Source organism: Bacillus sp. EKM501B (assembly GCF_011800505.1).
Lineage (GTDB): Bacteria > Bacillota > Bacilli > Bacillales > Bacillaceae_G > Bacillus_A > Bacillus_A cereus.
Window position 1 is genome coordinate 213,238 of the sequence record NZ_JAALFZ010000005.1, and the last position, 15,723, is coordinate 228,960.

Sequence of the window (15,723 nt, forward strand, 5' to 3'; positions counted from 1 at the left end):
AATATGAAATGTAGCTACTTTAATCACCAAATTTCACATTAATTTAGAGCATCTTCAATTACAGCAATTTCGCTCACTCGAACAAAACGATGCAGTTTAAAGAACATTGCAAAATTAAGTACTACCTGTAAAAGAACCCTCTTAGCCGACTATAAGAAAAAATAATAAAAAGCCAAAAACGAACAATAATATGTTCATTCTTGGCTTTTACTTAACCATCACATTTATTTTTACTATTGCTTCAAATGATTTTTAACTGCCCTTATTACCAATTCGTGATCTTCTTCTGGTGGTAATCCTGAAACTGTTATCATTCCAATAACCCCTACGTTTTTTATTCTGATAGGAAAACATCCACCAAACGCAGCGTATTCTGAAGTATCTAAAAGATATTTTTCATTATAGGAGACCCCAGTTATTTCACTTTGTATCTGCATATAATACGAGCTACGATCATGCAGGGAAACGACTCGTTTTTTACGCTCAATCCATTTCGTATTTTCCTCATTTGTCCCTGTCATCTTGAAATGAAATAATTGCACACCATTTTTCGTTATATCAACAGCAATCAATTTCCCCTCTCGCTTTGCTGTTTCAACGATAAATAAACCTAGTTGCAAGGCATCTTCATTTGTAAAAGAGGAAAATTGAAGTGTTTCCTCCTCTTTTAAAATTTGTTTACTTATTTCATTCAAATTTGAAGTACTCATATCTTTAACCTCCATAATTGTTTTATGCCACACCGACATTTTTTCGAAATTATTAGGCCATATAGTACAACCTTTCAATCAATCTGATTCTAAATAAACTACTGTAACATCTTTGGTAACTAGTAGTACCGTAAAGCTTGTTTTCTTCTTACTGGTGCTATTATGAATGACATTCAAAGTTATAAAAAGTACTATTCTACTTATCCCTATCTTACAGAGACTATTATGAAATATATTTAACATCTTAAAAATGTATGTACTAAAGAATAATATTTTTAATCACTAACTTTTTTGATCAATCGTTATAATTCAATTTCATCAAAATTTTTATCAATTATTACACTATCCAACAATAGGAGGAAACAAAGATGGATGAAAATATATCCAAAAGCTGAAAAGCAGTTGAGTCCCTTGAGAGAATAGTTATAATTCACTACATATAGAAATAGACATACAAAAACGCCATCCTTTCCTATAATTCTAAAGAAAGGATGGCGTATTCTTTTCAAAAATGAGTTCTTTTATTGAAAAACTTTGATTCTATATTATACATAAAAGGGCAACCAATGCTAAAACAGCTGGAAGTCCTTGTTTCACAATAATTGATTTATTAGATGTGAAACCTCCGAAAATAGCTGCTATCACCACACAAATCACGAAAAATAATTGGACCATATAACCAATTGGATTGAGCCCAAGTACAAGTCCCCAAATGAGACCAGCCGCTAAAAATCCATTATATAAACCTTGGTTTGCAAACATAATGGCTACGTTTCGATCTCCTTCTAAATGCTTCGGTAATTTGAAAGCACGTTTCGCTACTTTTGAATCAATAAAAAACATTTCAAGGATCATGATAAACAAATGTTCTAATGCTACGATCCCGACTAAAATAGCTGCGATTATTTCCACACTATTCTGCCCCCTACACTCTCTATTCTTTAATATTCTCTACATTTTTTTGCATCTGTAATAGAACATGAATAAGTATTTTGCGTTCTTCTCCACTGATATTTACGAACATTTCCTTCATAAAATGTTCCTTTTCTTTCTTGTTAAAATATTAATTGATATATCAATTATTGATATATCAATTAATATACATCTCTCTTTTTATTTTTGCAAGTTTTTTTGCTCAATTGGTTTTATTTTGTTCCAGCAACTTTAAACCAATTCAAAACATCAGTTCGCATTTCTAGAAATCATAATTACTTTAAGTTCATTCTGACAATCATATTTAACTAAATATATAAAAGAATTGAGTTATATCTCCATCAATTTATAAAAATTAATTTTTTCTAAAAACAGATACTTTACGTTTTTTATAGTAATAAAAATCATTTTTTGTTTCAGAGGCAATCCATTTTGTTAGCTTGATGGGCATAGGATAGCACCCAGATGACGAACCAATTATCTTTCAAGAAGACGGCTAGAAAACTGGATTTGGTACAGGAGTTGCCTACTTCCCCGATTCAGATGGTACTAATTTAGAGCTAATTGCTCCAAAAGGTCCATTTAGACGTGAATAGTTAAAATAAATTAATACCGAAACAGCCACCTTCTGCCTGGAAGGTGGCTGTTTCAAGTTGATAGAATGACTAAAAAAGGACAAACTCTCCAATGTGAGAAGTTTGTCCAAAAAGTTTTTCGTGTTAACTATTTTTACACTAATAGCAATAATAGTGAATTAGAATAATGATTTAATACTTGCTAAGACAGTAAGTACACCTACAATAATAACAAATACGTTACTCATTTTCCCTTTGTATTTAGCTAGTACTGGAACTTTTTGAATCGCATACATCGGTAATAGACATAAGATAGCAGCAACTAATGGACCGCTTAGAGAATCAATAAGTCCAAGAATACTTGGATTTGTATAAGCAACAAACCAGCATGATAATACAACAAAAGTAAGGATTACTGTCTTAATTGTTTTTTCTTCAATATCTTTTCCACGTGATTTACCGAACTTAATAATCATGTCACGCATTACTTCAAATGCTCCGATATAATGGCCAAGGAAAGACTTTGTAATAGCCACAAAAGCAATAATTGGAGCTGCAATAGTGATTACAGGCGAATTAAGCTCATTAGCAAGATATGAAAGAATTGATAAGTTTTGTTCTTTTGCCATTTTTATATCATCTGGAGTCAAGCTCAATGCGCTACTCCAAACGAAGAACATAACAACAGCGAATGTCATGATATAACAAACCTTTTGTATTTGCGCACATTTAGCATCAGTGGCTTCGATTCCATACGTAGCTCTCTGTTTCACAACAAATGATGAAATCATAGGTGAATGATTAAATGAGAATACGATGATTGGTAGAATCATCAATATCGTTCCAAAATAGCCTGTTCCTGTTGAAGCAGTTGAAACAGCTGAAAAACTAAGCATTGACGTATTCCACTGTGGAATTAAAGATATTGCGATAAAAAGTAAAGAAACTATGAAAGGATACACTAACATACTCATTACCTTTACAGTAATATCTTGACCAAAATTCAGTATAGCGATAAGACCAAGAACTAATACAAGTGATAAAATAGCTCTTGGAGGTTCTGGCATGTGCAATTGATGCACGATAAAACTACTTGCAGTGTTTGTAAGCGCAACCGAATACATTAGTACGATTGTATAAATTGAACCGAAATATACGATGTTAAAAATGATACTCGCTTTATTTCCGAAATACTCTCTAATTGTACCTGTGATCCCCTCATCAGCAGAATTAGAAGCGTATATCATTTTAGCAAGCGCCCTATGTGAGTAATACATAACTGGATATGCAAGTAATGTAATTAGTAGTAAAGATAATAAACCACCTGAACCTGCATTAATCGGTAAAAAGAGCACCCCTGCTCCAATTGCAGTTCCAAATAGACTGAGTGCCCATGTAGTATCCTGCTTATGCCACTTTTTCGGATCTGCATATTGCTCATTTTTTCGTGCGGTATTTTCAGCTTGAACTTCTATTTTCTTTGCAGTATTCCCGTTCATATAATAACTCCCCCTTGTATCTATTCCTGCATCTCTCTTTACACCTAACAAATATTCCCTTTTCGGAAAATGAATTCCTTACAAGTTGCCCCACTTTGTATGTCCTTCATCATAATGAATCCAAATTGAAACATTCGCTAGTTAGCGTCCTAATATAATTGTTAGCGTTCACAAAAAAGTTTACTCGTAATATCCGCTCTTTATATAAAGACCTCTTAAGAGAACAATATAGAATAGACTTCATAAATACGTTGCAACATTTCTAATAACAGTGTATTACTTTAATGGTTTCTCTTTTTTACTTTTAACAGTAATTTTAGCTAAACCGGCCTCTCTTCATTTGCGAGGCATTTCTTTCTCAATTCTATACATTACCTTCATAACTTCGGTAGCACTGATGATATTGCTTACACAAGCCACTGAAGCACATTACATACATTTCGCCTCTAATCACACACCTTTCTTACTAGTAATCGCATTTTTTATATTTTCTCCAGAGATAATAAAATTTCTCTCGACGCCCTCATTATAACGTGTATATTTATAAAATTAATATTTTTATATTTTCAGAAATATTAAAGTGGAATAATTTTATATGGATAATATTTTACAGTTAGCATGTAGCCATTGTTTTTATCGCTTAAAGCTGAATTAGTTAGTAAAAAAATACAATAATACATTGTTTTTCTAGGTTACTCATTATAAAGATACTTATATCCCCTTTATCAAAAAATTTCATTTTAAACATAAAAGATATTCTAATAAATAATTAATGTAGGTAAAAAGAAAAAATTCCAAAATAAAAAAACCAAATTTTAGGATATATATTATTAATATTGAATTCATATACATTTTAAAAAGATACACTGAGTAAAAAACAAAAAAGCTGCCCCATATGGACAGCTCATTTACATAATTATCGTTATCAGGAATATCTCTATGTTTGTAATGAATCGTTTTTACATCATTTCCTTTTATGTGAAAAGTAATTGTGTCCTCTCCATAAGGCGGATTGTGTGCACCCTCAAAAGTTTAAATTTTAAAATCCCTTATTAACTAGCTCTTTTATCGAGTTTAATTTTGAAGAAAGCTCGATAAACCATTCTTCATCCCCTGTTAATAATGCAAGATCTATAAGATAAAGGATTTGTTCCTTATTTATTACCTTTGATTCAGGGAGTTTGTTAACGTGTTTACTAAAGAGTAAAATCGCTTCGTTTATTGTGTACTGGCCGTCACGTTTCACAATACTAACTGTAACTATATCCTCTACATCATCAAGTGATACAATATAACCAACTATTAATTCACCTTCATTTGATATTCCACGAACCCAATCTCCTACTTTTAAAACATGATTATTATTTGACATCATACCGTTTCACCTTCCTATAAATATTTTTTGTGACAATAAAAAAGATATAAAAACAATTATACTGTAATATTTTTCATTACATTTAAGTGTTAAGAACTCACGGCTATATAATAATTAAGCCGCTTAACGCTCTTGATTGATAAGGTCAACAACTTCTTTCATTGTATAATTCTTTAAGTATTCACCTAGATGCTCTTCAGCACCTAAGAAAATAGCGAAAAGAACTTTTCGCATGTTCGAACCTACAACACACTGATTGTTTGATTCTGGACACTTCGGCTGCAAAGCACCTTCAGAGGTTATCTGATAAATATGCCAAAGATTAATTTCATCTAAATCGCGAGCGAAAATAAAACCGCCACCAGTCCCCTCTTTCGATTGTATAAACTTATGTTTTTTTAACAAACTTAGTACTTTGCGAATGCGTACTGGATGTACACCTGCACTTTCTGAAATAGCATTACTTGTTGACATCCGATCTGGCTGTAAAGCTAAATAAGTTAAACTGTGTATGGCCAAGGTAAAGTCGCTGTTCATGATTTTCCTCCTACGATCAAAAATATTGTTTCTCATATATTAACTGTAGCCATAAATATTACAGATAGGTTAGAACGTTAAAACATATAGAATACTTCTTGCCATAAAAAATTAATTCTCTTATATTCTATCCGGTCCCACCTATATCTGATAACTTCATTTAGCTTTTTAAGTTGAAAATAAAATTAAACACTCCACTGTTTCTTCACTTGTTCTTCTGCCAACTGTTTAATTTTTGTCCAAATCGTATCTTTACTCACAATAACATTTGTTTGATAATTTCTATCATTATAATTAACTGTAACACATACTTCAATCATCTTCTGCTTCCTCCTTTCATACCACTTTCCCTAAAAAATATTACTTATTAATTGGCCAATTTTTGCAATTCAATGTTTAAAAACGTTCGAACGCTACGTGGTAAAAATTTACGAATTTCTTCCTCATTAAAACCAATCTGCAATCTTTTCTCGTCCAGCATAATTGGGCGTCGTAACATTAGTGGATGCTCAATTATTAATGTATAAAATTCATTGAGCGAGAGCTCCTCAATATTTATATTTAAGTCCTGAAAAGTTTTGGATCTAGTTGAAATAATTTCAGTAGCCCCCTCTTCAGTTAAACGAAGAATCGATTTAAGCTCATCAACTGTCATAGAATTTGATACGATGTTTTTTTCAATATAATCAATTTGATGCTCTTCAAGCCATGCTTTCGCTTTTCGGCATGAGGAACAGCTTGCTGTTGTATATAGAATTACCATATTTAACTCACTCCTTTAATGTTATGAAACGTACATTTTAAACATCGGTTATTGAAATGTATTAAAAAAAATTACAGTTTAGAATCAAATGCAAGCAATATTATTTATTCGAGAATATTTAATTTATCTACATTTTACAGACGATAACAACTCACTTCTAAAAACTATACTGTAATTTTAAACTTTACAGTTCTACAAATCAAATGTTAAGTCTTGGATTCATTCTATTAACGTATAATAGGAGCAGTTGAGACAATACTTGCCTCAACCGATTTTTATATCTCTTTATAATTTTTTGCAGTAATGACTGTTTCAAACTCAAAGGTTTCGGGTAGATGATCTGCATAAGAATATTCAAAAGTTCGTCCATCCGTTAAATAAGCTACTTGTTCAACTCGCATTAGGAAATCCTGATTTGTTAAGTTCATAAACTGCTTTTCCCTATCATCTGGGCGAATTCCTTTAACCCTGACAACAGATGTCCCTACTTCAAGACCAAGTTTATTTTGAATATGTGAGTATATCGACTCCTCTAAAACAGAAGCCTCAACACCTGGGATAACCGAAATTGGCATCCATGTATGCTCCATAATCGTCGGAATGCTGTGAATGATGCGGAGGCGAATGATTTTATAGACGAAATCACCGATTGAAACTCCCAATTTCTCAGCAACTACTTCATCAGCCCCAACAATCGCAAACTCGATAATTTTACTTTCTACCTCACTGCCGTATACAGCTTTCGTACCCGTTAAAGTTTGAATCATTCGTGCCTTTTCCTGTTGACGCCAATCTTGCACCACTGTTCCACTTCCGCGCCGGCGGATGATATAGCCATCTCTAACTAATAGATCCAGCGCTTTCTTAATAGTAAGGGCTGAAACACCAAATTCTTCAGCAAGGACGGGGCTACTCGGAATTTTTTCGTTGATTTTATATTCACCGTCTAAAATTTGCTGTTTAATCTTTTGATAAATGCCGAGGTATTTTACTTGTGTTGATCCGCTTGCCATTTCCATACCTCCTTTATACTGCAAACTCTCTTCTATTCATTCAAATGTAAAGCCTCAAGTTTGTAAACTGAAGGTGATGGGGCAGCAAATCCATTTTCTAAGATTTCAATATTCGTTACCGCTTCTTCGTCTTTCACAAGTTTTGGTGCACCATTTATAATTGTTTCATACGCGGCATCATAGAAACGACCGTAATCACCAAGTGGCGTTTTAATTTGTTTTTCAATCCAGTCACCATTTGCATTACGATACTTAGCAACTCCATAGTACATCGGTGAATCTTCACCAAACCCTGCACTCTCAGGCATAATCCCCGCTTTCAAATCATTTTCCTGCTGATCTTCACCATATTTAATAAATGATCCATTTGTTCCATGGACGATAAAGCGTGGATAATCTTTTGCTACGACATGGTTCGTTTTCAGCTTAATCTTCAACTGATTTCCGTAATGTAAACCAACATCGAAATAATTATCAACCGCACCTTCCATTTCATTATTACGAATATCGTATGTCACCGTATCTGGACGGCCGAATAGTGAAATCATACGGTCCATCGTATGAATACCTAAACTATAAAATGAACCTTCTTCTTTTGGAGCTTCATGAGTGATTGAACCAGGACGGAAATAATCAATATGTGATTCAATCTCAATAATATCACCAAGGAATCCTTGTTCAACTACTTGCTTCACAGCTAAAAAATCACCATCAAAACGGCGGTTTTGATAAGGCATAACTACTACACCTTTTTCTCGTCCTAAAGCTAATAATTCTTTCGCATGTTCCACTGTATCGCAAAATGGTTTTTCAACGATAACTGACTTTCCAGCAAGTATAACTTTTTTCGCTAATTCGTAATGCGTATGTGCTGGCGTACAGACCGTCACCACTTGAATTTCCTTGTCATTCAACAATTCGTCCAAATCAGTAGTGAAGTAAACACCTTTTTCCTTATATGGAGCCGCTAATTTTTCATTTATTTGACGTACAAAAATCGTTTTTATTTTTATATTATTACGCGTGTTTACATAAGGTAAGTGATAGCGGTTAGCTGACTTTCCAAATCCAATAAAGCCCATTGTTAATGTCATATTTTTCAACTTCCTTGCTCATAAATTTTCGTTTCTATATTTATTATATAATTTAATTATTAAAAGTATATAGTTTTAACTTTATAATTATATATTAAATAAAAAATCCACGATAAAATTCGTTCTCACTATAAGTTATGGACCTATAAAGTGAAACTTTAATCAGTGGGGCGATTTATTCTCTACTGATTATTTACCCGTAAATACCGGGATGAAAAGGAGCGTAATGAACATGGCATATACTACTATATCTATGGAAATTTTCGGATCAACTGAACAAGTATGGCAATTAATCGGAGGTTTCAACTCCCTTCCAGACTGGTTACCTTATATACCTAGCAGTAAATTAACTGAAGGCGGTCGTGTACGTCATCTAGCTAATCCAGATGGTGAAACAATTATAGAACGCTTAGAAGTATTCAATGATAAGGAACGCTACTACACGTATTCAATCATGAATGCACCGTTCCCGGTCACTAATTATTTATCTACAATCCAAGTTAAAGAAGGTACTGAAAGTAACACATCGTTAGTAGAGTGGTCTGGTACGTTCACTCCTGTTGCAGTTAGTGATGAAGAGGCAATAAATCTGGTTCATGGTATATACAGCGATGGACTGAAAGCATTGCAGCAAGCATTTCTAGATTGATTCATGTAATTGATTGAGACGAAAAAGTTAATTAACAGTCAAACATTCGACTTTGTGGTTAAGTTCATTATGAAAGATAAACAAATACAAATTTCATGCCTGCTTGTTAATGACAAGAAATAAAAAATACTACCTCCAAATGGAAGGTAGTATTTTTTTATTAATCAGGAAAAACAATTAATCCCTCTTCTTTTTCTTGCTGTTTTAAATCTTCTTCTGGGAATGTTACAGTTGAATTTTTATCCCCTGTTTTTTTTGTTTCTTCACCTGGAAATACGAAAGTTGAATTTTCTTTTCCTTCATTTTTTTCTACGTTATCTGGAAATACCATAGAATCATTGGTAGTTAAATCACTATGAAAACCAAGGTTAGACAAAATCGCTTTTAAATCTGGTAAAACCCCTATTTTATCAGATGATGGGTCATTAGACTTTGTGCCTGTATTAGGATTACTTAAAATTGCTCTCAATTCTTTTGGTGTATATGCCTTACCTAAATGTTCTTTAGCAATCCCTTGAATTGATACAGCAGCCCCAGCGATTATAGGCGAAGCGCTAGAAGTACCACGGAAATTAGAAGTATAACGATTCATTATACTCTGATCTGTAACTTTTTGTCCTTTACTATTTTGATTTTGATATGTATCTAATGTGTCAACATACTCTCCCCAACCATATACATCAATTCTACTACCATAGTTAGAGAAACCTAAACGTTTATGAGGAACTCTTGCAGTAGATGCTCCAACTATAATAGCTCCTGAGTCTTTAAAGTCTGGACTATTTCGATTTAAAATCTGTTTACCATTACGGTCTTTAAATTCATCTAAATCAATCCCACCATTACCAGCTGCTTCTACAATAATAATGCCTTTATCTGTACCTTTGCGAATTGCGTTAAATATACTCGGGTATACTTCTACTGGTAAAGGGTCATCTCCATATCCATCATATTTAAAGGATTCCTCTATTAATAAAACATCTCCAGCCTGTAAAGAATCTACGGCACTTAAAATAGCATCTCTTACATCGATTCTCCCATTATCTCGGATCACTGAAATTACTTTTGCCTTTGCTTTTGGTGCAATCCCAATGTTCCCAATCCTATTGTCAGCTGCAGAAACAACACCTAGAACTGAAGTACCATGAGAAAGATCATTACTCATTTTTCCAGACATAAATTCAATATTTTGACCGACTAAATCTTCATGATTTAATAACCAGCCTTCTTCCAAATCTACAAAAGTTGCTCCTTGACCATCTCCTCCTTTAATTCCCCAAGCATAAGGAGCATTAATTCCTAAAGGTGCCTCTTCAAGATATCCCTGTCTCGAAAATCTAGGTTCATCATAAGGATTGACTGATAATACAGGCAATCTCGAGCTAGTTGTTGTATTTATACTCTTATTAGAACGAACTAGTATTTTACTAGAATTGTCATTAGCAGCATATACTGTATTTGTTACAAATGTCGTACCTACCCCAGCAAAAGTTGTAATTGCAAGTGATGATATCAACATACCTTTAAAATTTTTCATCTTTCCACCTCTAGTTTTCTATTAGAATTAACATATTTAATAATGTGTATGAACCGAAAAGCTTTTTATCTTATTATAAAAATTAATAGATTTTTATAACTTTTTGTTTTACATAAAAACTCCTTTCATTCTTGTAATTCAATGTGTATATTTCAAAATAACAAACTCACCGTAACCATTATAGTTACACCTTTATTGATTTTCAACTACGAAATATAAATTTTTAAAAATAAATTTATATTACTTTAAAACAGAGCTAACCTTTTACGCATATAAAAAAACAAAATATCTGTGCAAATTACAGCGGTGAATAAGTTTATAGACTGCAAAAAAACAAGAAAAAGCAAAACACTAAGTGCTTTGCTCCTTATAAAATTCCTTTTAACTTTTCACCAATTAACCTCGCTACATACTCATAGCCTTCTGGTCCAAAGTGTAATCCATCTTTTTCACCATTTTCTACAAATCTTTTATAATCCCGTTCTTGAATCATTTCAGCGAATACGTTTAGAAAATAACTTCCTGTTTCCCTCGCCACTTTCTCCACCACGTCTGCATACTGACCAAGCACTCTATTTGTTCTATTACGCTGTCTTTCTTCATCAACTGGTGCAGGACTAATCAGTAGTACTTTATCTGATGAAATATGGTTCACAATCTTCTCTAAGTTTTCTTTATATGCTTGTAATGACACTTGAGAAAAAGAAACTGCATCATTCGTACCAAAAAAAACTGTTACGAAATCTGGTTTATATGATATTACATCTTCTTCAATCCTATTTAACGCATCGAATGTATTATCCCCTGGAACACCTGCATTCACTACTTTCCACTTCGGAAACATCTCTTGCAAACGTGGTGTTAATCTCAGCATTCCATCAAAAAATGTTTCATCAGCTGTAATACTATCTCCAAAGCATACTAACGTTTTCATTAAGCTACTCTCCTTTTACGTATGAAACAACTTTCCTTCTATTGCTTTTATATATCTTTCAGCAGAACGTTCAACTGCCTCATCTGCATTTTCTTTTACTACTCGATGAAAAGCATTGTATAAACGATTAAACTGTAACGGCTTCACTCGGTTCACCATTTCTTCCACTTTTCTCGCTGGTAATGGAATTAAGTTTGGATAGCTATACATAAAACTTACCCACCGCTCATCCGCTACAACTTGAATAATATCACCTGTTAACAAAATCCCTTTTCCATCATTACCTTCTTCCCAATGCAATACAGAACCACCACTAAAATGTCCTCCAAGACGATGTACAGTAATCCCATCCGCTAATTGTAAAGACTCACCAGACCAATAAATAATACGACTACTTGGGCGCATCACCCATTCTTTATCATCTTCGTGTATATAAATTGGTACATCAAATGTCTCTGCCCATTCTACTTGCGTTGAATAATAATGAGGATGAGACAATGCAATCGCATCTAATCCACCAAGCTCTTTTATTTTCGCAATTGTCGTTTCATCTAAATACGTAATACAGTCCCATAGTAAACGATATGACTCTGTTTTCACTATAAATGCCGTTTGACCGATCGCAAATCCTGGTTTTGTCGTAATACTATAAAGTCCATTTTCCTCTTCTATTATTTCATTTTTATATGTATCATCTGTTTGCAAATTTTCTAAAGTCGTCCAAGACTGCCCTTTCGGATTCACATACTGCCTTTCTTCATCACAAATATGACAACTCACCGGTTCATCTACACTCGCTGCATACTGCACGCCACACGTTGTACAAACGAAATTTTTCATCATAATTTCCCCTATCCCTATATTTTTATTAAGCTGATTTTTGTTGATAATGATCTACTTTTTTATTTTCAATTAATAAACTTATAAAAGTAAGTAAATAGGCAACTGTAACCGATAATGGAATTACAGTAAATCCTTTTTCGCTTCTGCAACATTCATCTCACTATCTCCCCCAAAATATTTGTACTAAAAAGTCACCTCAACCTCACCCATCCAATAACGCCAAGCTTCTAAATAATCTTCTAAATCTTTCGGGTGGCGCCGTAAACATGTATCTATACGCAAATATAATCCTATGACTATTTCTTCATATAAATCACGGTCATTTTTATGAAATACACATTGTTTCATCGCATAACCAATCGTTTCTTTTGTTAAATCTTCCGGAGTTGAACAGAACGCATAAATTAAATCATATATAGGATCTCCTAACACTGGTAAAGGATCAATTACACCGTGCAGTTTATTCTCTTGAAATATAAAATTATGAAATCCAAGATCACCATGCAATAAAAATGGCTGATTTATTCCAGTCCCCCTACTTGGACTATTTGCTAACTTAAAAACCGTTCTATACTCTTCCTCACTTATGTAACGTCTTACATTTTCATGAGCTTCCATCACATTTGTCGTTAAAAATTCATTCCAAGATTGAACTGGGCTTTCTTTCCATCCCCAGCCATCAACCTCTGTAGCTACTTCATACTTATTGATAACTTCCTTTACAAGTTTACTAAGAACACTCCGTTTATGGCCTAGTTTGCAAGAAGTTGTGCCCTCAAGGAATGAGTAAACAATATAGCGATTTAAAGGTTCCTTATATAAAAGCTTTGGAAATAATTCGTCCTTTTTATAAAACTGAAGAAAATAAGCTTCTTCACGTATGACATCCGATTCATTCAACTTTATAACGTATTGTTCATCTAACAAATATATAGTACTTGTCGTTCCCCCGTTTAATGCTTTTACGCTATTTGGATAATGTGAAATAACTTTTTCCTTAACTAGTTGTGCAGTGATTATTGAAATGTCCATTCTCTCACCCTTCAACTCCGAATATTTCCTTAATTCAAAAGACAACTTTACTATCATTTGACAAACAAAAGTAAAATCCTTTCAATCGCCCTGATATAACAAACAACAATTTTATTTTATTACAATGACTTTCTTCAATATTCCATTTATGATAACGTGATTTTATCACTCTAAATGCTCTTCATATACTCTAATAATTTCTATTGCAGGGTCTCTGTCTTGTAATTTATGAGCCAAACTTTCTACACCAAACACTTCTGTAAACGTATGACTACCTACAATTAAATTAATTCCTTTAAATTTCGCATGTTGCACTGTATATAATGTTTTTTCACCTGTTATGTACGTGTCACATCCTTTTTTTAATGCACGTTCAATCAAATTTGTATTATTTCCTGCACCGGTTAAGATTGCAATCCGTTTTACTGGTTTATCGTGATTTCTCCAGCTCTTCACTTTCTCTTCCATTTTTTCTTCAAGTTTTCCAACTAAGTTTGAAAAAGGAATGGCTTCTTTATATTCTCCTATTCCTGGTAGTTCTTCTTCCTCATAGGTTGAATATTCCAGTATTGTATCTATCCTAATTTCGTTAAATAACGATGTACACGTGCCAAACTTTACAAAATCTAACGGCAAATGAATCCAAAAATGATTCATTTCATATTGCTTCAATTTCTCAATACATGCCTCTTCCATACCAAATAAAAAACTCCACGGCGCATGATGTGTAACTATCATATCGACTCCATTTCGATACGCTTCTTCAATAGTTTCTAACGTTAAATTTGTTGTGTAACCGATTTTGTGAAATTCATCTTTACTTATATAAGTAAAACCATATTCATCATCGCCATATTTATGAAGATGCTCTCCAAATAGTGATGTTATATGTTCATTAAATTGCTTTATATTCATTTTTATTTCTCCTTTCATTTACTTTTATATTTCATAAATAAGGAAATACTAAATTACAACGTTACATACATATAGGAGGACAATATGAAACCTGAATTTTTAAAAGCTGTACATGATGCAATCGGAAATGTCGAACACATTCATATAGAGGAAAGCGGTGCTGACAGCTTACTTATTCATCATGATGATGCACAGCAGTTACAACAAGTTGCTAAGGCGTTAGAAAATAATAATTTCCGCTCCGCTTTAAGAACAACTGGAAATGCTTCGTACATTGAAGTATTGAACAGATAATGAAAGTCCGGATGTATTCCGGGCTTTCTTTTTATCCCGCTATTCACCGGGCAGTAAGACCCCCACTGATTAAAGTTTCACTTTATATTGAAACTTCAAACTCTTTCACATACACCGCTGTTCCAGCAATATCTATTTGTAACTTCTCGTTTTCTATCCCTTTCGTTACATAAACAGTTACACGACCATCTTTATTTATTTCCTGTCCTTGCTCAACGATTAAACTCAATTCATGTTCAAAACCTTTCTCTAAATACTCCGCATAATACGCTCCCATTACACCTGAAGCTGTTCCTGTCACTGGATCTTCAATCGTCCCAGCGTAAGCTGATGAAAAATGACGGCCGTGCATTTGTGCTAGTTCATCATAAGTTTCTAGACAAATTGGGTGAATAGAAGCATTAGGTATTTCTTTTAATACTGATGGAAATGCAGCATTATTAGGTTTCATTCTCTCACATGCATTAAGATTTTTAATCGGTACAATTACAGTCCAATTACCAGTACTTCCATATACAATCGGTAAACTTACATCTAAATCATTTATTTCTAAACCGATACTATGAGCTAATTCTTCTGTTGAACCTGTAAATTCTTTAAACTGAGGTGCTGCCTGTCTCATTTTAATAAAGGTTTCTCCATTTTCATTTACACCTATTTGTATCGGTAAAATCCCAGCCTTCGTTTCAATCGTAAGGTTACTTTTCTCTTCTAATAAACCTTTTTCGCGCAAGGCAAATATCGACCCTACTGTCCCATGACCACATAAATCCATTTCAAAACCAGGTGTAAAATAGCGCATTCTTATATCTCCTACTTCTGAGGAAAGAACAAAAGTTGTTTCGTTATATCCAACTTTTTCAGCAATAATTTGCATTTCCTCTTCCGTTAATCCATCTGCTTCTAATACAATACCTGCTGGATTTCCCTTATTTGGTTTATTCGTAAATGCGTCGTAATGAAATACGTTTATAGTCTTCATTTTCTTTTCCCCTTATTTGTCCATTTCTTTATTTTTAT

At 33.3% G+C, this 15,723-nt stretch carries 17 protein-coding genes and 3 pseudogenes; 3 read left to right on the plus strand and 17 right to left on the minus strand.

What is annotated here, in order from left to right:
- Positions 1-233: 233 nt before the first annotated feature.
- Both HFD78_RS13720 and HFD78_RS13725 read right to left on the minus strand, forming a co-directional pair.
- On the minus strand, positions 234-749 hold the full coding sequence (locus HFD78_RS13720; protein ID WP_139016290.1) for a heme-degrading domain-containing protein: 516 nt from the start codon (positions 747-749) through the stop codon (positions 234-236).
- Positions 750-1,250: 501 nt separating this feature from the next.
- Positions 1,251-1,622: a DUF1304 domain-containing protein gene (locus tag HFD78_RS13725; protein WP_000402471.1), complete on the minus strand. Its 372-nt coding sequence runs from the start codon at positions 1,620-1,622 to the stop codon at positions 1,251-1,253.
- Between the two features lie 482 nt (positions 1,623-2,104).
- Here HFD78_RS13725 and HFD78_RS13730 point away from each other — a divergent pair.
- Positions 2,105-2,239 (plus strand): annotated as a pseudogene (locus tag HFD78_RS13730) (VOC family protein); the annotation flags it as partial.
- A gap of 158 nt (positions 2,240-2,397) precedes the next feature.
- On the opposite strand, the gene HFD78_RS13735 reads toward HFD78_RS13730, so the two are convergent.
- The 8 genes and pseudogenes from HFD78_RS13735 to HFD78_RS13770 form a co-directional block, all read right to left on the minus strand.
- Positions 2,398-3,717 (minus strand): aromatic amino acid transport family protein, encoded by a 1,320-nt coding sequence (locus tag HFD78_RS13735; RefSeq protein WP_001014190.1) that lies wholly within the window; start codon positions 3,715-3,717, stop codon positions 2,398-2,400.
- Positions 3,718-4,635: 918 nt separating this feature from the next.
- A pseudogene (locus tag HFD78_RS29480) lies at positions 4,636-4,749 on the minus strand (DUF3888 domain-containing protein); the annotation flags it as partial.
- Between the two features lie 7 nt (positions 4,750-4,756).
- Positions 4,757-5,092, minus strand: coding sequence for an IDEAL domain-containing protein (locus HFD78_RS13745; RefSeq protein WP_000987463.1), 336 nt, complete (start codon positions 5,090-5,092; stop codon positions 4,757-4,759).
- A gap of 123 nt (positions 5,093-5,215) precedes the next feature.
- Positions 5,216-5,629 (minus strand): Rrf2-family transcriptional regulator SaiR, encoded by a 414-nt coding sequence (gene saiR / locus HFD78_RS13750; RefSeq protein WP_001083465.1) that lies wholly within the window; start codon positions 5,627-5,629, stop codon positions 5,216-5,218.
- A gap of 185 nt (positions 5,630-5,814) precedes the next feature.
- On the minus strand, positions 5,815-5,949 hold the full coding sequence (locus tag HFD78_RS13755; protein ID WP_000573532.1) for a BA3454 family stress response protein: 135 nt from the start codon (positions 5,947-5,949) through the stop codon (positions 5,815-5,817).
- Positions 5,950-5,996: 47 nt separating this feature from the next.
- On the minus strand, positions 5,997-6,392 hold the full coding sequence (gene spxA, locus HFD78_RS13760; RefSeq protein WP_000236194.1) for a transcriptional regulator SpxA: 396 nt from the start codon (positions 6,390-6,392) through the stop codon (positions 5,997-5,999).
- Between the two features lie 275 nt (positions 6,393-6,667).
- Complete coding sequence (locus HFD78_RS13765; RefSeq protein WP_000146278.1) at positions 6,668-7,405, minus strand: GntR family transcriptional regulator; 738 nt, start codon at positions 7,403-7,405, stop codon at positions 6,668-6,670.
- A gap of 32 nt (positions 7,406-7,437) precedes the next feature.
- The gene (locus HFD78_RS13770) at positions 7,438-8,499 is read right to left on the minus strand and encodes an oxidoreductase (RefSeq protein ID WP_000176644.1); all 1,062 of its coding nucleotides are present in this window, start codon (positions 8,497-8,499) and stop codon (positions 7,438-7,440) included.
- A gap of 232 nt (positions 8,500-8,731) precedes the next feature.
- Between HFD78_RS13770 and HFD78_RS13775 the strand changes: the two genes are divergently transcribed.
- Positions 8,732-9,148 (plus strand): SRPBCC family protein, encoded by a 417-nt coding sequence (locus HFD78_RS13775; protein WP_000332045.1) that lies wholly within the window; start codon positions 8,732-8,734, stop codon positions 9,146-9,148.
- A 160-nt stretch (positions 9,149-9,308) separates the two neighbouring features.
- Here the strand turns inward: HFD78_RS13775 and HFD78_RS13780 are convergent, their stop codons facing one another.
- The 6 genes and pseudogenes from HFD78_RS13780 to HFD78_RS13800 all read right to left on the minus strand — a co-directional run bounded on the left by HFD78_RS13780 (position 9,309) and on the right by HFD78_RS13800 (position 14,409).
- Positions 9,309-10,685 (minus strand): S8 family peptidase, encoded by a 1,377-nt coding sequence (locus HFD78_RS13780; protein WP_002196748.1) that lies wholly within the window; start codon positions 10,683-10,685, stop codon positions 9,309-9,311.
- 367 nt (positions 10,686-11,052) lie between these two features.
- On the minus strand, positions 11,053-11,619 hold the full coding sequence (locus tag HFD78_RS13785) for an SGNH/GDSL hydrolase family protein (RefSeq protein ID WP_000855197.1): 567 nt from the start codon (positions 11,617-11,619) through the stop codon (positions 11,053-11,055).
- Between the two features lie 15 nt (positions 11,620-11,634).
- A complete protein-coding gene (locus tag HFD78_RS13790) occupies positions 11,635-12,462 on the minus strand; it encodes an MBL fold metallo-hydrolase (RefSeq protein ID WP_002196749.1) in 828 nt (275 codons plus the stop codon).
- Positions 12,463-12,487: 25 nt separating this feature from the next.
- Positions 12,488-12,604, minus strand: a pseudogene (locus HFD78_RS30085) (DUF7010 family protein); the annotation flags it as partial.
- 41 nt (positions 12,605-12,645) lie between these two features.
- Positions 12,646-13,494: an aminoglycoside phosphotransferase family protein gene (locus tag HFD78_RS13795; protein WP_097814379.1), complete on the minus strand. Its 849-nt coding sequence runs from the start codon at positions 13,492-13,494 to the stop codon at positions 12,646-12,648.
- A gap of 165 nt (positions 13,495-13,659) precedes the next feature.
- Positions 13,660-14,409, minus strand: coding sequence for a Nif3-like dinuclear metal center hexameric protein (locus tag HFD78_RS13800; RefSeq protein WP_001022451.1), 750 nt, complete (start codon positions 14,407-14,409; stop codon positions 13,660-13,662).
- An 84-nt stretch (positions 14,410-14,493) separates the two neighbouring features.
- Here HFD78_RS13800 and HFD78_RS13805 point away from each other — a divergent pair, with 84 nt between their 5' ends.
- On the plus strand, positions 14,494-14,703 hold the full coding sequence (locus tag HFD78_RS13805) for a hypothetical protein (RefSeq protein WP_000801651.1): 210 nt from the start codon (positions 14,494-14,496) through the stop codon (positions 14,701-14,703).
- 82 nt (positions 14,704-14,785) lie between these two features.
- Here HFD78_RS13805 and HFD78_RS13810 read toward each other — a convergent pair whose 3' ends face one another.
- A complete protein-coding gene (locus tag HFD78_RS13810) occupies positions 14,786-15,685 on the minus strand; it encodes a PhzF family phenazine biosynthesis isomerase (protein WP_000849316.1) in 900 nt (299 codons plus the stop codon).
- Positions 15,686-15,723 lie beyond the last annotated feature (38 nt).

Coding starts and splice junctions, on each gene's coding strand:
- saiR (WP_001083465.1), bottom strand. CDS start 5,629: ATGAACAGCGACTTTACCTTGGCCATACACAGTTTAACTTATTTAGCT.
- HFD78_RS13765 (WP_000146278.1), bottom strand. CDS start 7,405: ATGGCAAGCGGATCAACACAAGTAAAATACCTCGGCATTTATCAAAAG.
- HFD78_RS13810 (WP_000849316.1), bottom strand. CDS start 15,685: ATGAAGACTATAAACGTATTTCATTACGACGCATTTACGAATAAACCA.
- HFD78_RS13770 (WP_000176644.1), bottom strand. CDS start 8,499: ATGACATTAACAATGGGCTTTATTGGATTTGGAAAGTCAGCTAACCGC.
- HFD78_RS13785 (WP_000855197.1), bottom strand. CDS start 11,619: ATGAAAACGTTAGTATGCTTTGGAGATAGTATTACAGCTGATGAAACA.
- HFD78_RS13720 (WP_139016290.1), bottom strand. CDS start 749: ATGTCGGTGTGGCATAAAACAATTATGGAGGTTAAAGATATGAGTACT.
- HFD78_RS13735 (WP_001014190.1), bottom strand. CDS start 3,717: ATGAACGGGAATACTGCAAAGAAAATAGAAGTTCAAGCTGAAAATACC.
- HFD78_RS13800 (WP_001022451.1), bottom strand. CDS start 14,409: ATGAATATAAAGCAATTTAATGAACATATAACATCACTATTTGGAGAG.
- HFD78_RS13790 (WP_002196749.1), bottom strand. CDS start 12,462: ATGATGAAAAATTTCGTTTGTACAACGTGTGGCGTGCAGTATGCAGCG.
- HFD78_RS13755 (WP_000573532.1), bottom strand. CDS start 5,949: ATGATTGAAGTATGTGTTACAGTTAATTATAATGATAGAAATTATCAA.
- HFD78_RS13745 (WP_000987463.1), bottom strand. CDS start 5,092: ATGATGTCAAATAATAATCATGTTTTAAAAGTAGGAGATTGGGTTCGT.
- HFD78_RS13795 (WP_097814379.1), bottom strand. CDS start 13,494: ATGGACATTTCAATAATCACTGCACAACTAGTTAAGGAAAAAGTTATT.
- spxA (WP_000236194.1), bottom strand. CDS start 6,392: ATGGTAATTCTATATACAACAGCAAGCTGTTCCTCATGCCGAAAAGCG.
- HFD78_RS13805 (WP_000801651.1), top strand. CDS start 14,494: ATGAAACCTGAATTTTTAAAAGCTGTACATGATGCAATCGGAAATGTC.
- HFD78_RS13780 (WP_002196748.1), bottom strand. CDS start 10,685: ATGAAAAATTTTAAAGGTATGTTGATATCATCACTTGCAATTACAACT.
- HFD78_RS13775 (WP_000332045.1), top strand. CDS start 8,732: ATGGCATATACTACTATATCTATGGAAATTTTCGGATCAACTGAACAA.